11 protein-coding genes and 1 riboswitch are annotated in these 14,998 nt (G+C 63.1%); of the genes, 6 read left to right on the top strand and 5 right to left on the bottom strand.

Annotated features, from left to right (window positions below):
- Positions 1–21 precede the first annotated feature (21 nt).
- Positions 22–492: a YaiI/YqxD family protein gene (locus tag OX462_RS24420; protein ID WP_070312433.1), complete on the top strand. Its 471-nt coding sequence runs from the start codon at positions 22–24 to the stop codon at positions 490–492.
- 40 nt (positions 493–532) lie between these two features.
- Here OX462_RS24420 and OX462_RS24415 read toward each other — a convergent pair whose 3' ends face one another.
- The 4 genes from OX462_RS24415 to OX462_RS24400 form a co-directional block, all read right to left on the bottom strand.
- The gene (locus tag OX462_RS24415) at positions 533–1,672 is read right to left on the bottom strand and encodes an OmpA family protein (protein ID WP_070312432.1); all 1,140 of its coding nucleotides are present in this window, start codon (positions 1,670–1,672) and stop codon (positions 533–535) included.
- Between the two features lie 13 nt (positions 1,673–1,685).
- The gene (locus OX462_RS24410; RefSeq protein WP_409027261.1) at positions 1,686–3,203 is read right to left on the bottom strand and encodes an ice-binding family protein; all 1,518 of its coding nucleotides are present in this window, start codon (positions 3,201–3,203) and stop codon (positions 1,686–1,688) included.
- Between the two features lie 275 nt (positions 3,204–3,478).
- Entirely contained in the window at positions 3,479–3,946 is a 468-nt protein-coding gene (locus tag OX462_RS24405) for a DUF2147 domain-containing protein (RefSeq protein WP_070222691.1), read from the bottom strand.
- Positions 3,947–4,061: 115 nt separating this feature from the next.
- Positions 4,062–6,869 carry a valine--tRNA ligase gene (locus OX462_RS24400; protein ID WP_409027260.1) on the bottom strand — a complete coding sequence of 936 codons (2,808 nt, stop codon included), beginning with the start codon at positions 6,867–6,869 and terminating at the stop codon, positions 4,062–4,064.
- 675 nt (positions 6,870–7,544) lie between these two features.
- Here OX462_RS24400 and OX462_RS24395 point away from each other — a divergent pair.
- Complete coding sequence (locus OX462_RS24395; RefSeq protein ID WP_409027259.1) at positions 7,545–8,585, top strand: porin; 1,041 nt, start codon at positions 7,545–7,547, stop codon at positions 8,583–8,585.
- A 7-nt stretch (positions 8,586–8,592) separates the two neighbouring features.
- Here the strand turns inward: OX462_RS24395 and OX462_RS24390 are convergent, their stop codons facing one another.
- Positions 8,593–10,689 carry a putative bifunctional diguanylate cyclase/phosphodiesterase gene (locus OX462_RS24390; protein ID WP_409027258.1) on the bottom strand — a complete coding sequence of 699 codons (2,097 nt, stop codon included), beginning with the start codon at positions 10,687–10,689 and terminating at the stop codon, positions 8,593–8,595.
- Between the two features lie 238 nt (positions 10,690–10,927).
- Between OX462_RS24390 and OX462_RS24385 the strand changes: the two genes are divergently transcribed.
- The 4 genes from OX462_RS24385 to OX462_RS24370 are packed head-to-tail and all read left to right on the top strand — an operon-like array spanning position 10,928 to position 14,754.
- A complete protein-coding gene (locus OX462_RS24385; protein WP_409027257.1) occupies positions 10,928–11,668 on the top strand; it encodes a Crp/Fnr family transcriptional regulator in 741 nt (246 codons plus the stop codon).
- A gap of 46 nt (positions 11,669–11,714) precedes the next feature.
- Positions 11,715–13,622, top strand: a complete 1,908-nt coding sequence (locus tag OX462_RS24380; RefSeq protein WP_409027256.1) for a hybrid sensor histidine kinase/response regulator — start codon at positions 11,715–11,717, stop codon at positions 13,620–13,622.
- A 28-nt stretch (positions 13,623–13,650) separates the two neighbouring features.
- Positions 13,651–14,457, top strand: a complete 807-nt coding sequence (locus OX462_RS24375) for a response regulator (RefSeq protein WP_070222683.1) — start codon at positions 13,651–13,653, stop codon at positions 14,455–14,457.
- A 39-nt stretch (positions 14,458–14,496) separates the two neighbouring features.
- Positions 14,497–14,754, top strand: coding sequence for a hypothetical protein (locus OX462_RS24370; protein ID WP_070222681.1), 258 nt, complete (start codon positions 14,497–14,499; stop codon positions 14,752–14,754).
- Positions 14,755–14,862: 108 nt separating this feature from the next.
- Positions 14,863–14,978, top strand: a riboswitch (TPP riboswitch).
- Positions 14,979–14,998: the final 20 nt, after the last annotated feature.

Below are 14,998 nucleotides of genomic sequence, written 5' to 3'. Positions count from 1 at the left end.
GGTGAGCAAGCGAGCGTGGGCATGCAGATCTGGATCGACGCCGATGCCTGTCCCGTCGTCATCAAGGAAATTTTGTACAGAGTCGCCGACCGCCTGGAGTTGCCGCTCACCCTGGTCGCCAACCAGGGTTTGCGGGTGCCGCCCTCGCGTTTCATCCGCACCGTGCAAGTGCCGTCCGGCGCCGACGTGGCCGACCAGGAAATCGTGCGGCTGCTCAATCCCGGCGACCTCGTCATCACGGGCGACATCCCGCTGGCGGCCGACGTGCTGGCCAAGGGCGGTTTCGCGCTGAACCCGCGCGGCGAGTTTTATACGAAAGATAATATCGCCCAGCAACTGACGATGCGCGCCTTCATGGAAGAATTGCGCAGCGGCGGCGTCGACACGGGCGGCCCGGCCGCCTTCAGCCAGTCTGACCGGCAACAGTTTGCCAACAGCCTGGACCGGCATCTGAGCAAGCATCACCGCAAGCCGGCAGCGCCGCAGACGTAAAAAAAACCGGCTTGCGCCGGTTTTTTTGTGCGCGTCAAACTTAACGCATGACTTTGCGCGTGCCCACGACTTCCACCGTCACGCGGCGGTTCTTGGCGCGGCCGGCGGCACTCGTGTTGTCGGCCACGGGCTGCGTTTCTCCCTTGCCTTCCGTGTAGACGCGGCTCGTCTCGACACCCTGCGCCACCAGATAAGCCTTGACGGCTTCGGCGCGGCGCAAGGAGAGCTTCTGGTTGTAGGCATCCGGACCGACGGCATCCGTATGGCCGACTGTGACGATGACTTCCAGGTCCATGCCCGTCAGTTGACCGAGCAGCTGGTCCAGTGCCGCCTTGCCTTGCGGCTTGAGCGTCGATTGATCGAAATCAAACAGCGCTTCGGAAGCAAACGACACTTTTTCCGACACGGGGGCTGGCGCCGGCTTGGCCTCGATCACCGGTGCCGGCATGGCGACGACGGGGGCGACTTCGGGCGCCGGCTGGTAGGCGGGCGTGGCGCTGGCCGGACGGCCCAGTTTATACACGAGGCTGACGGAATACAGGTCCGCATCGCCGCGGTTGCCGACGGCGTCGTTCAGGCGATAACGCTCGACTTCGCCACGCAGGGCCAGCGCTTCGCTGAACTTGTATTCGAGGCCCAGGCCCAGCTTGGCGTTGAGCTTGCGTTCGCTGGCATGGGTATTGCTCGAACCCAGCAGGCGGTTGCCGCTGAATTCCGTGTTGGTCTTGGTGTAGTGCATGCCGACACGGCCCAGCAACGACAGGCGCTGCGACAGCGGCAGCTGGCCCAACAAGTCCAGGTTTACGCCGCGAAAGGCCGCTTGTCCGTTCAGTACGCCGTTGCCGCTGGTGGTCGACTTGAAATCGAACTTGCCCAGGTCAAAGTAACCGGCTTCCACGGCGACATACTGGTTCAGTTGGCGGCCGACAAACAGTTTATAGCCGGTGTCGCGCTGGTCCTTGCTGAAACCGGTGACGGTTTCGCCGTTGGCGGCCAGGCTGGCGCGCAGGCGCGGCTCGTCGATGGTGGCGCGCGACTGGCCCGCGCCCGCGCCGATGTACCAGGCGCTGTTGGCCCAGTCCGGGTTGATGAAGGTGTTGTCCTGCGCCTGCGCCGATTGGGCCGCCAGCAAGGCGCCGGCCATTACGCTCAGGGCGCCCAGTGTGTGTGCGATAGTCATGGTCATGTCCCGATTATTTGGTGATCTGATTGTTGCGCAGGGTAACGGCGGCAGCCGTCAGCACGCGGCCATTGAGCAGGGTCGTGTTGTCGCCCACCGTGATGGCGGCCGACTGGCCCAGGATATTGCCCTTGAAGACGCTGTTGGCGGCCAGGGTGGTGGGGCCGACGGGCAGCCAGCTGACGTTGTCGGCCGTGGCGCCATTATTCAGGGCAACCACCGAGTTGACGGTCGAGTTCAGGGTCAGCGCCGTGCGGAAGATGTACACGCCGGGACCGTTCAGGGTCAGGGTGCCCGTGATGCTGATGGCGCCCGCATAGCAGTACACGCCGGGACCGAAGGTTTGGCCGCCCAGGTCGATGCCGCCGGCAAAGCTGACGTCGCAGCTGCGGCTGTTGCCGTCCGTGATTGCCGCTTGCAAATCCGTCATGGCGCCGGCCAGGATGGCGCCCGACTTGTAGTTGGTAAAGCCAGCCGCCTGGGTCGGATCGACCGTTTGCGAAGGTGAGCCGACGTCGCCCGTGATCAGCGTGGTGCCGCCCGAATTGTTCGTGATCGAGGTACCTGCCAGCACGCCGAAAGGTGCCGCGCGGCCCAGGAAGATCGGGTTCAGGACGGGCGGGATGGCCACTGCCGTGACGGTCAGCAGCGCGCTGCCCGACTGGCCGCCGGCCGTGGCGGTGATGCTGCTGGTGCCGGTGGCAACACCGGTGGCGATGCCCGTGTTCAGTACCGTGGCATTGGCAACGGTGCCCGAGGTCCAGGCGGCGCTGTTGGTGACAATGGCGTTCGAGCTGTCGGAATAAGTGGCGGTGGCAATGAATTGCTGCGTGGCGCCGACAGCGATGCTGGCGGTGGCCGGCGTGACGGTAATGCTGACGATGCTGGCGGAAGGCACAGTGATGGTGGTGCTGGCCGTCTTGCCGTTGAAGCTGGCGTTCATGACGCTGGTGCCAAAGGCAACGCCGGTGACGAGGCCGCCGCTGGCGACGGTGGCGAAAGCGGGCGTGACGGCAAGGAAGCTGCTGCTGGCCGTGACGTCAGCCGTGCTGTTGTCCGAGTAGGTGGCAATGACGGCCAGCTGGCGCGTCGCGGCGACGGGCACGATGGGGCTTTGCGGCGTGACGGCGATAGCCAGCAAGGTCGCTGGCGTGACGGTCAACTGGGCCGCTGCGCTCTTGCCGCCAAACGCGGCACTGATGTTGCTGTTGCCGGCAGCGATGCCGGTGCTCAAGCCTGTGGCGGCATTGACTGTCGCGCTGGCCGGTGTGGCCGACGCCCAGGCCGCCTTGGCGCTGACGTCTTGCGACGAGCCGTCGCTATACGTGGCGATGGCCGTGAATTGCTGGCCCGCACCGATGGTGACCGTGGCCGTGGCTGGCGTGACGGCCAGGCTGGACAAGGTGGCGCCCGGCAAGCCGAGGATGGGATCGCGTCCCTGGTCGCCGCCGCCGCAACCGGCAAGGGCGGCCATGGCCAGCAAACCTGCCGAGACGAGCAGCGGATTCAGATATCGCTTGAAGAGGTTCATATAGTTCCTTTGTGCATGGCAATCATTGCCGGGCATCCGCGGATGAGGTCATCCGGCAGAGCCATGCCGCTTTTCGCTACAGGCGATGGCGTCACAGGCATGCACTATTTCATTTAGGAAACTTCAAGTATGTTCGGTGGCGCGCATAGCCTGCCTTTGGTAGGAAAATGGCGCAAACGCGAGCGATTCGGCCTGGAAAACAACGGCCGTGTGCGGAATACAGACACAAAAAAGCCGGCGCAGCGACCGGCTTCGACAGGGCATACGTGTGCTGCTTAGTCTTCGCGTACCCACGTCTGCGAGCGGCCAAACATCGGCACGCCGACATAGCCGCGCACTTGCAGCTTGGTGCCGCCTTCAATCAGTTCGGCCTTGCTCTTGTAGGTCTTGCCATTGGCCGGGTCCATGATTTCGCCGCCCGTCCATTCCTTGCCGTCATATTTCAGGCCGGACAGGATCACCAGGCCGACGATGGGCTGGTCCTTGTTGGCGCCCGTGCACTTGTCGCACTTCGGATTTTGCTCTTCATTCGGGGCGCGGAACAGCTTGTCGATCTTGCCTTGCAAGACGCCGTTGCTTTCCGTGATGACGACGAGGGATTTCGGCTTGCCGCTGGCATCGTCGATGGTTTTCCAGGTGCCGACAGGGGTGTGGTTGTCATCGCGCGCGATGGCGCTGCCGGCGATGGCCAGGGCGGCCACCAGTACGCTTGCTTGAATGCTTGCTGTGAATACTTTATGCATCGCTAGTCTCCAATGGTTTTTTTTGATCGGGTCACGAACAGTTTATATACCAAGGCAAGACCAGCGGTGCTGCGCGGCGTCACGGATAACGCCGCGCAATCCTTCCAAACCTGCCTTATGCGCTGGCTAGTTTAGCAAACTGTTCGCGCAGTTTTTCAATTGTCGCCGAAAAACTGAGCAAACGCTCGTTTTCTTGCGCAACGATGGCGGCCGGGGCGCGCGCGACGAAGCTTTCATTGCCTAATTTGCTGTTTACTTTGGCAATTTCCGCTTCGATGCGGGCGATTTCCTTGCCCAGGCGTTCGCGTTCGGCCGCCACGTCGATTTCCACTTTCAGCATCAGCTTGGTGGTGCCGACGATGGCAACGGCCGCTGGCGAGTCCGGCAGCGCATCGACGATCTGCACTTCAGCCAGCTTGCCCAGCGACTGGATGTACGGTGCGTACGACGCCAGCGCGGCCTTTTCCTCCGCATTGCCCGCTTCGACGATCAGCGGCACGCGCACGGAAGGCGAGATCTGCATTTCGCCGCGCAGGTTGCGCGTCGCGTCCGTCAAGGCCTTCAGCTGCTGCATCCACGCTTCGGCCGACTCGTCGATCTTGTCGGTGTCAGCGATCGGATACGGTTGCATCATGATCGAATCACCCTCAGCTTTCAGGGTCTTGCCGGCCAGCGGCGCCACCGTCTGCCACAGGGCTTCCGTGACAAACGGGATGATCGGATGGGCCAGGCGCAGCACCACTTCCAGCACGCGCAGCAGGGTGTGGCGGGTGGCGCGCTGCTGGCCTTCCGTGCCCTGCTGCACTTGCACCTTGGCTACTTCCAGGTACCAGTCGCAATACTCGTCCCAGACGAATTTGTAGATGGTGGCGGCGATATTGTCGAAACGGAAGTCTTCAAAGCCCTTGGCCACGTCCAGTTCCGCCTTTTGCAGCAGGGAAATAATCCACTTGTCCGCTTGCGACAGATCAACATCGTTCGGGGTGCAATCCTTGCCTTCCGTATTCATCATGACGAAACGGGTGGCGTTCCACATCTTGTTGCAGAAGTTGCGGTAGCCTTCGCAGCGGCCCAGGTCGAAGTTGATGTTGCGGCCCAGCGAGGCATAGCTGGCCATGGTGAAGCGCACGGCGTCCGTGCCGTAGGCCGAAATGCCTTCCGGGAATTCCTTGCGCGTCGCCTTGGTGATCTTTTCCGCGTCGCGCGGGTTCATCAGGCCCGTGGTGCGCTTGACGATCAAGCCTTCCAGGTCGATGCCGTCGATCAAGTCGATCGGGTCCAGGGTGTTGCCCTTCGACTTGGACATTTTCTGTCCCGTCGAGTCGCGCACCAGGCCGTGCACGTAGACGGTTTCAAACGGCACCTTGCCCGTGAAGTGCGCCGTCATCATGACCATGCGCGCGACCCAGAAGAAGATGATGTCGAAACCCGTGACCAGCACGGACGAGGGCAGGAAGGCCTTCATGTCCGGTGTTTCTTCTGGCCAACCCATGGTCGAGAACGGCACGAGAGCCGACGAGAACCACGTGTCGAGCACGTCGTCGTCGCGCTTCAAGGGGCCCGTGCTGCCGGCGGCCTGCGCCTTGGCGATGGCTTCCGCTTCTGTCTTGGCAACGAAGATATTGCCCTTGTCGTCGTACCAGGCCGGGATTTGATGGCCCCACCACAGCTGGCGCGAGATGCACCAGTCCTGGATGTTGTTGAGCCACTGGTTGTAGGTGGTGCTCCAGTTTTCCGGCACGAACTTGATTTCGCCGTTGGCGACCTTGTCCAGCGCCGTCTCGGCGATCGACTTGCCCGGGAAGAAAGTGCCTTCCGGGGCCGGTTTGCTCATGGCGACGAACCACTGATCCGTCAGCATCGGCTCGATGACGACGCCCGTGCGGTCGCCGCGCGGCACCATCAATTTATGCGGCTTGACCTGTTCCAGCAAGCCTTGCGCGTCGAGGTCGGCGACGATCTGCTTGCGCGCGGCGAAACGGTCCATGCCGCGGTAGGCGGCCGGCGCGTCGTCGGTGATCTTCGCGTCCAGGGTCAGGATGACGATCTGCGCCAGTTTGTGGCGCTGGCCGACGGCGTAATCGTTCATGTCGTGCGCGGGGGTGATCTTCACGCAGCCGGTGCCGAATTCCTTGTCGACGTATTCGTCGGCAATGATGGGGATTTCGCGGTCCGTCAGCGGCAGTTTGAGCATCTTGCCCACCAGCGCCGTGTAGCGCTCGTCCGTCGGATCGACGGCCACGGCCACGTCGCCCAGCATGGTTTCAGGACGCGTGGTGGCCACCGTCAGGAAACCGCTGCCGTCGGCCAGCGGGTATTTGATGTACCACATGGAGCCGTCTTCTTCTTCCGACACCACTTCCAGGTCGGAGACGGCCGTGCCCAGCACGGGGTCCCAGTTGACGAGGCGCTTGCCGCGGTAGATCAGGCCTTGCTCGAACAGGCGCACGAAGACGTCGGTGACGACTTTCGAGCGCGGTTCATCCATCGTGAAGTATTCGCGCTGCCAGTCGGCCGAGGCGCCCAGGCGGCGCATCTGCCCGGTGATGATGGAACCCGATTTTTCTTTCCATTCCCACACTTTTTCCACGAATTTCTCGCGGCCCAGGTCATGGCGCGAAATCTTTTGCGCGTCCAGCTGGCGTTGCACGACGATTTGCGTGGCGATGCCCGCGTGGTCGGTGCCGGGAATCCAGGCCGTGTTGTGGCCCAGCATGCGGTGGTAGCGGGTCAGGCCATCCATGATGGTCTGGTTGAACGCATGGCCCATGTGCAAGGTGCCGGTGACGTTCGGCGGCGGCAACTGGATGCTGAAGGAAGGTTTTCCGGCATCGAGGGTGGCGGTAAAGTAACCGCGCTGTTCCCACTCGGTGCGCCAGAATTGTTCAATGTCGGCGGGCTCGAAAGACTTGGCTAATTCCATGATTTGGCGTGTGATTGGCAAAAGGAACCATTATAGATGACGCGGCAATGCCTGCAGCGTGGCAAGCGGCCTTTTTCAGTGTTTTGGCGGCCTGGCGGGCCGCGAACTAAGTAATCCTCAGGAAATTATTGTGAAATTATGACGAACAGAACCGGATGCTATGCAAGGCGCCAGCCGCGACGCAGTGCGAGCACTGCTAGCAGCGGGCAACGCCGCAGAGCGCCGGTTATGGAAGTCAGAAATTACAATAATTTATTGGGGGTTACTTAACAACAGAGGGCGCAATAAAACGGGGGCGACAGGGGCGCCGATGCTATAATGCCGGCCTCGGCGCCTCCTGCCCCATCCTTGCGGACGGCGCCAGCAGACGCGGTTGTATAACGTTTCATATCCAGCACTCGTCCGCGTCTCACGGCCAGCGCATCTGCGATGCCAGCCACCTTCAGCGCGTCCCCTTCGGGCCGGGCGCCTGAGCCACGCGCACCGCCAGCGGTGCACCATTCACGGCGGAATCAAAGCGGCACGTCCATTGCACGCCGCTGCCGCCACAGCTTAGCCAGGATCTGTTGTCCGGCGCGTCGTCTTTTGATACGGCATACCCCGCTTGGCGCCTTGCCGCCTGCGGCCTTGCCGTGGCCGCCGCTTTCCTGGTTGCGCTTTTACAAGGAAATCATCATGAAAAAAATCGCCATCGTTGCCGGTCTTGCCACCACTCTGGGCGCCTTGCCTGCCGCCCAAGCCCAGTCGTCCGTTGATGTCTATGGTCTGATGGACGCGGGCCTGGTACAGGAAGGCGGCATCAGCAAGCTCACCAGTGGCATATCGGCCGGCTCGCGCCTGGGCCTGCGCGGCACGGAGGCGCTGGGCAATGGCTGGCAAGCTGTGTTCACCCTGGAAGCGGGCGTGCAGGGCGATACGGGCCGCTCGGACCAGGCGGGGCAATTGTTCGGCCGCCAGGCGTTTGTCGGCCTCAACAGCCCGCTGGGCATGCTGACCGTGGGCCGCCAGTACAACCTGCAAAGCCAGGCCTTGACCGACGTGGCCGACCCGTTCGAAGGCGGTTATGCCGGCGCGGCGACCAACCTGGCCGGCTATTCGGCCACGCGCATCGACAATACCGTGCGCTACACCTCGCCGGAATGGCGCGGCGTGACGGGCACCGTCATGTATGGCGCCGGCGAACACACGGGTGTGGCGGCGGACCAGCGCTCGCTGGGTCTGGCCCTCGGCTATGTCAACGGTCCGTTGACCTTGCGCCTGGCGCGCCAGAGCCGTGCGGGCGAGCCGGGTAAGGCCGACGCGAACAACACGATTCTGGCCGGTAACTACAACTTCGGCGTGGCCACGGCGTTTGCCGGCTATGGCCGCAACACGGGCGAGGGCAGCACCATGTTCTTCGCGGAAAACCCATATGGCGCGGCGCAGGCGCCCACCGCGTCGAACGACAGCCGCGACGCCATCGTTGGCGTCTCCGTGCCGCTGGGCGCGACGACTTTGCTGGCCTCGTATGTGCGCAAGGATGACCGCGACAGCGCCAACCGCGATGCGCAGCAGCTGGCCATCGGCGCCACGTACGCCTTGTCCAAGCGCAGCAAGGTGTATCTTGCCTACGCGCATATCCGCAACCGCAACGACGCCGCCTACATGGTGGGCAATGCCACGGAAGTGGGCACGGGCAACCGCGCCTTCAACGTCGGCTTGCGCCACGCGTTTTAACGCCTGGTCAACCCATCGCCAGGGCAGGCAACATGCTGCCTTGGCGTAATAATGCTTCGAAGGCGGGCGCGGCCAGGGGGCGGCTGAACAGATAGCCCTGCATCTGGTCGCAGCCGTGCTGGCGCAGGAAGGCCAGCTGCTGCGCCGTTTCCACGCCTTCGGCGATGACGTCCAGGCGCAGGCTGTGCGCCAGCGCGATGATGGCTTGCACGATGGCCGCGTCGTCGTCGCTGTGCGTGAGGTCGCTGACGAAGGACTTGTCGATTTTTAACACGTCGATGGGGAAGCGGCGCAGGTACGCCAGGCTGGAATAACCGGTGCCGAAGTCGTCGATCGACAGCTGCAAGCCCAGTGCCTTGAGCTTGCCCATGGTGGCGATCGCCTGTTCCACATCCTGTATCATCATGCTTTCCGTCAATTCCAGCTCGAGGAAACGCGCTTCCAGGCCCGTCACGGCGAGTATTTCCCGCACCGATTGCAGCAAGCCGCTTTGCCGGAATTGCCGCGCAGACAAATTGACGGCCAGGCGCAAACCGCCCAGTCCCTCGCGTTGCCACGCCCGCGCTTGCGCGCACGCCGTCTGCAGTACCCACGCGCCGATGGGCACGATCAAGCCCATTTCCTCGGCCAGGTGGATGAATTCGCCGGGCGCGATGGCGCCCAGGGTGGGGTGGCGCCAGCGCAGCAGCGCTTCCATGCCCACCACCTTGCCGCTGTCGAGCTCCACCTGCGGCTGGTACACGAGGTGGAACTGGCCACGCTCGAGCGCATGGCGCAACTCGCTTTCCAGGTTCAGCCGGGCCAGCATGCTGGCATTCATGGCCGGCGCGTAGCTTTGCCAGTGGTTGCGCCCCTGTTCCTTGGCGCGGTACATGGCGATGTCGGCATGCTTGATCAGGGTTTCCGCGCTGTCGCCGTCCAGCGGATAGGTGGCCACGCCCATGCTGCACGTGAGAAAGAATTCATGGCCGCCCACCAGCAGCGGCTGGGCCACGGCGTCCAGCACGCGCTGCAGGATGAGCTGGCCCGGGTCGCTGTTGGCGTGTTGCGGCAGCAGCAAGACGAATTCGTCGCCACCGAGGCGCGCCACCGTGTCGACTTCGCGCGTGGCGGCGCGCAGGCGGTCGGCGATCAGTTTCAGCAGGATGTCGCCCGCATCGTGGCCCAGGGTGTCGTTGACGAACTTGAAACGGTCGAGGTCGATGAAGACCACCCACAGGGGCAGGGTGCTGCGGCGCGCCACGGCCATCGCCTGTTCCAGCCGTTCGCGCAGCAATAAACGGTTGGCCAGGCCCGTGAGGATATCGTGGCGCGACTGGAATTCCAGTTCCTGCTCGAAGCGCATGACGGTGCTGATGTCGTATTGCGCCACGACAAAGTGGCTGACGGGGCCATCGCCATCGTCGCGCACGGGTGCGACGAACAGCTCGCTCCAATAAGTGCTGCCGTCCTTGCGGAAATTGCGCACGATGGCCTTGCCTTCGCGCTGTTCGCTCAAGGCCGCGCTGATGGCATGCATGTCCTGGCGCGCATGCTCCGGCCCCTGCAAGTCTTCCAGGCGCTGGCCGATGACTTCGCCGGCCGCATAGCCGGTGATGCGCTCGAAGGCGGGATTGACGTATTCGATCAGGTAGCCGGGCGCGTCGGCGCTGCACAGGATGATGGCGTTGGCCGAGACTTCGATGATGCGTTCGCGCAAGCGCAGCGACTTTTCATTGCGCATGCGCGCAGCGATATCCTCGGACAGGCGCAAATTGGCAAACTGCAGCGCCGCCGTGCGTTCGCCCGTGATGCGGGCAATCACGGAATTGCGCGACACCAGCTGGTACACATAGGCCGTGGCCAGCAGGCTCGACAACATTCCGCCCAGCAGCACATACAGCGAGCCGCGGTGGTTTGCATCCAAGGTCATGCCGTTGGCCGGCAGCATGGCGGCGCGCAGCGTGTGACCGCTGGCGTGGTACTGCAGTAGCAGCCTGGTGCTTTCCGACTCGATCTGGCGTGCCGATGCGTAGCACAGGGCCGTCAGGCACAGCCCGACCGCCAGGGTGATCAGGGCCGAGATGGAGACGGAAATGGAGATGCGTTTGAAGAATGATTGCATGATGGCGTCCGGTAGCAGCGCCGGCGCCGATCCATGATCCGGCAGCTCTGGCAGTGATTGACTGTAGGGCGGCAGGCGCCGCGGGGTCCGTTCGCTACCGAACGGACAAGCATGCCTGCAAGAAATATAGTCGGGCCACTGTGCAGGCGCTGTGTTACGCTGCTGCATATGGCGCCCCTCGTTCGGACGTCTTTCACTTCTCTCCCTAGCTGACGACTGGAAACCAGGAAAACTGCCCATGTCGAGTCCGCATGCCCAGCTGCACAACCCGAATCAGAACCATTTGCTCGCCGCCATGCTCGACGCCGATTTCGCGCGCCTGGCTCCCCATCTGGAGCAAGTCTCCATGCTGCTGGGCGACGTGATCTACGACTCGGGCGACAAGCTGCAGTATGTGTACTTCCCCACCACGGCCATCGTTTCCATCCATTACCTGCTGGAAAACGGCGGCTCGTCCGAGATCGCCGGCGTCGGCAACGAGGGCATCGTGGGCGTGTCGCTGTTCATGGGCGGCAACTCGACACCGAGCCGCGCCGTCGTGCAGACGGGCGGCGTCGGCTACCGGCTCAAGGCCCACCTGCTGATGGAAGAGTTCGACCGCGCCGGCCCCGTCATGCGTTTGCTGCTGCGTTATACGCAAGCCCTGATCACGCAAATGTCGCAGACGGCCGTGTGCAACCGCCACCATACGGTGGAGCAGCAGCTGTGCCGCTGGCTGCTACTGACCATGGACCGCCTGCCGAACCGCGAGCTGACCATGACGCAGGAACTGATCGCCAACATGCTGGGCGTGCGCCGCGAAGGCGTGACGGAAGCGGCGGGGCGATTGCAAGCGCGCGGCCTCATCAGCTACCGGCGCGGCCATATCACGGTGCAGGACCGCGCCGGCCTCGAAGGCCAGGTGTGCGAATGCTATGGCGTCGTGAAGAAGGAATTCACGCGCCTGCTGTCGGACGTGCGCCAGCGCCAAGGCCGCTAGGCGCCGCATTTCCCTCTCTTTATTGTTGTCATAGCCCAGGCTACCCATGCACTCAGTTGAAAATAACCCTAACCGCGCCCCGTCGCGCTGGCCCATGGCATTGGCGTTCGCGTTCAGCGCCATCGTATTGGTGGTCATCGGCGTGCTGGCCTGGCGCGCGCCGCCTTTTGATGCGGCGATCCTGATCGAGGCCCTGGTATGCCTGCTGTTGCTGATGCTGGTGGCGCTGTACCGGCGCACGGTGTCGGCCAGCCTGCCGCGCCAGCTGCTCAAGGCGGGCGCCTTGCAGGATGCGATTTTCAACAGCGCCAATTTCTCGTGCATCGCCACCGATGCGCAGGGCGTGATCCAGATCTTCAACGTGGGCGCCGAACGCATGCTCGGCTACGCAGCCAGCGACGTGGTCGACAAACTGACGCCGGCCGGTATTTCCGACGCGCAAGAAATCGTCACCCGCGCCGCCGCCCTCAGCGCCGAGCTCGACACCGTCATCACGCCGGGCGTGGAAGCGCTCGTGTTCAAGGCCACGCGCGGCATCGAAGACATCTATGAGCTTACCCACATCCGCAAGGATGGCAGCCGCTTCCCCGCCATCGTCTCCGTGACGGCCTTGCGCGACGCGCAGAGCAAGGTCATCGGCTATCTGCTGATCGGCACCGATAACACGGTGCGCAAGCAGGTCGAGGCGGAACAGGCGCTGCTGGATCAGCGCCTGCGCGAACAGCAGGCGTATACGCGCTCGCTGGTCGAGACCAATAATGCCGAGTTGAAAAAGGCGCGACTGGTGGCGGAAAAGGCCAACCGCGCCAAGTCCGAATTCCTGTCGAGCATGAGCCATGAATTGCGCACGCCCTTGAATGCCGTGCTGGGCTTTGCCCAGCTCATGGCGTCCGACGTGCCGCCGCCCAGCCCGCCGCAGCAGCGTTCGATCGAGCAAATCCTCAAGGGCGGCTGGTACCTGTTGCGCTTGATTAATGAAATTCTCGACCTGGCCATGATCGAATCGGGCAAGGTCACCCTGTCCCAGGAAGCGATGTCGCTGCTCGACGTGCTGCAGGATTGCCAGGCCATGATTGCGCCGCAGGCGGAAAAGCGCGGCATCCGCATGCATTTCCCCCGCTGCGGCAAGGCCTTTTATGTGCATGCGGACCGCACGCGCGTGAAGCAGGTGATGATCAACCTGCTGTCGAACGCCATCAAGTACAACCAGGGCGGCGGCGCCGTCACCGTCGAATGCAGCGGGCATGGCGAGCGCGTGCGCGTGAGCGTGCGCGACAGCGGCGCCGGCCTCGACGCGGCCCAGGTGGCGCAGCTGTTCCAGCCTTTCAACCGCCTGGGACAGGAAAACAGCACGGAAGAGGGCACGGGCATCGGCCTGGTCGTCACCAAGCAACTGGTCGAATTGATGGGCGGCACCATCGGCGTCGACAGCGCCGTCGGCGTGGGCACCACGTTCTGGTTCGAGCTGGCCGCCAGCAGCGCGCCGGCACTGGTGCTGGGCGACGGCGATGCGTTGCCGCAGGTGCAGGAACCGCAGGAAAGCCTGCGCACCTTGCTGTACGTGGAAGACAATCCCGCCAACCTGGCGCTGGTCGAGCAATTGATCGCCCGCCGCAGCGACTTGAAACTGCTGACGGCCATCGATGCGCATCTGGGCATCGACCTGGCGCGCACCTACCAGCCCGACGTGATCTTGATGGATATCAACCTGCCCGGCATCAGCGGCTACGGCGCGCTGCATATCCTGCATGATGATCCCCTCACCAGCCACATCCCCGTCATGGCCTTGTCGGCCAATGCCGTGCCGCGCGACATCGAAAAAGGCTTGCAAGCGGGCTTCTTCCGCTATCTCACCAAGCCGATCAAGGTGGTCGAGTTCATGGATGCGCTCGATGTAGCCCTGCACCATGCGGCCGCGCACGGCCTGGCCGACGACACTCACGCAATACGCTAATTCAGCAATCAATTTTAGGAATACCGCCATGCTTCAAGCCACCGAGATCCTGAACGCCAGCATCCTCATCGTCGATGACCAGGAGGCCAACGTCATGCTGCTCGAACAGGTGCTGCGCAATGCCGGCTACACGCGCATCACGTCCACCATGGACCCGCAAGCCGTGCGCGCGCTGCATCAGCAGCACCGCTACGACCTGATCCTGCTCGACTTGCAGATGCCGGAAATGGATGGCTTCGAAGTCATGGAAGGCTTGCGCGATCTCGAGGCGGGCAGCTATCTGCCCGTGCTGGTGATCACGGCCCAGCCCGGCCACAAGCTGCGCGCGCTGCAAGCGGGCGCCAAGGATTTCGTCAGCAAGCCCTTCGACCTGGTGGAAGTCAAGACGCGCATCCACAACATGCTGGAAGTGCGCTTGCTGTACCAGAAGCTGGCCGAATACAACAAGTCGCTGGAACAGATGGTGGAAGATCGCACGGCGGAGCTGCGCGAAAGCGAAGCGCGCTTCCAGCGCTTCACGGAACTGTCTTCCGACTGGTACTGGGAACAGGATGCACAGGGCAATTTGACGCGCTTTTCCGGCCCCGTGGCCGAGATGCTGGGCATCGGCAGCGAGGAAGAGCCGCAGCGCTGGAATGCCGCCGAGCGCGCCTTGCTCGACGCAAAAATTGCCGCGCGCGAACCGTTCCTCGATTTCATCTACAGCCGCGCCAACCTCGACGGCAGCACGCAGTATCTGCAGGTCAGCGGCGAACCGATGTTCGACAATGGCAGCCGCTTCATCGGCTACCGCGGCATCGGCCTCGATGTCACGGAGCGCTTGCGAGGGGCGTGATTTATACTTGGTGCTATCCACATCGACAAGGAAAGCATCATGGCTGACAAATCACCACCGCAATACTGGTTTCCCGCCAAGACCTATGGCTGGGGCTGGGGCTTGCCCATCACCTGGCAGGGCTGGCTGGTGTTCCTGGCCGCGCTGGCGCTGTTCGCCTGCGGCGCCTTCCTGTTCCCGCCGCAAACCATGCTGGTTGGCTACATCGTGTATGAAGCGGCCATCGTCGCCGTGCTCATTTTCATCTGCCAGCTGAAGGGCGAACCGACCGCCTGGCGCTGGGGCAAGAAGAAATAAGCGTGCCGGCATCTGCTGCATTGCAGCAGGTGCGCAAAGACGACACCTGCAAGAAATCATCTGGCCACGCGGCGCGAACCGCGTATAATTGGCTCGCTGCCGCAAGGCGGCAAACGCTAGGGGTCCTGCCTTTCGCTGTGGAAACACAGTGCAAGCGCGGGTGAGAAATACCCTCCGAACCTGATCTGGATAATGCCAGCGAAGGGAAGCTTTAGGATGAACGCACCCCGCTTTTCCGCGTGCG

This window comes from Janthinobacterium aestuarii (assembly GCF_046113285.1).
Taxonomy (GTDB): domain Bacteria; phylum Pseudomonadota; class Gammaproteobacteria; order Burkholderiales; family Burkholderiaceae_D; genus Janthinobacterium.
This window is presented reverse-complemented; position numbering and strand designations above follow the sequence as displayed.

Excerpts from the sequence above, each read along its gene's own strand:
- OX462_RS24390 (WP_409027258.1), bottom strand. The coding sequence starts at position 10,689 with ATGCAATCATTCTTCAAACGCATCTCCATTTCCGTCTCCATCTCGGCC.
- OX462_RS24370 (WP_070222681.1), top strand. The coding sequence starts at position 14,497 with ATGGCTGACAAATCACCACCGCAATACTGGTTTCCCGCCAAGACCTAT.
- OX462_RS24405 (WP_070222691.1), bottom strand. The coding sequence starts at position 3,946 with ATGCATAAAGTATTCACAGCAAGCATTCAAGCAAGCGTACTGGTGGCC.
- OX462_RS24415 (WP_070312432.1), bottom strand. The coding sequence starts at position 1,672 with ATGACTATCGCACACACACTGGGCGCCCTGAGCGTAATGGCCGGCGCC.
- OX462_RS24385 (WP_409027257.1), top strand. The coding sequence starts at position 10,928 with ATGTCGAGTCCGCATGCCCAGCTGCACAACCCGAATCAGAACCATTTG.
- OX462_RS24375 (WP_070222683.1), top strand. The coding sequence starts at position 13,651 with ATGCTTCAAGCCACCGAGATCCTGAACGCCAGCATCCTCATCGTCGAT.
- OX462_RS24395 (WP_409027259.1), top strand. The coding sequence starts at position 7,545 with ATGAAAAAAATCGCCATCGTTGCCGGTCTTGCCACCACTCTGGGCGCC.
- OX462_RS24380 (WP_409027256.1), top strand. The coding sequence starts at position 11,715 with ATGCACTCAGTTGAAAATAACCCTAACCGCGCCCCGTCGCGCTGGCCC.
- OX462_RS24400 (WP_409027260.1), bottom strand. The coding sequence starts at position 6,869 with ATGGAATTAGCCAAGTCTTTCGAGCCCGCCGACATTGAACAATTCTGG.
- OX462_RS24410 (WP_409027261.1), bottom strand. The coding sequence starts at position 3,203 with ATGAACCTCTTCAAGCGATATCTGAATCCGCTGCTCGTCTCGGCAGGT.
- OX462_RS24420 (WP_070312433.1), top strand. The coding sequence starts at position 22 with ATGCAGATCTGGATCGACGCCGATGCCTGTCCCGTCGTCATCAAGGAA.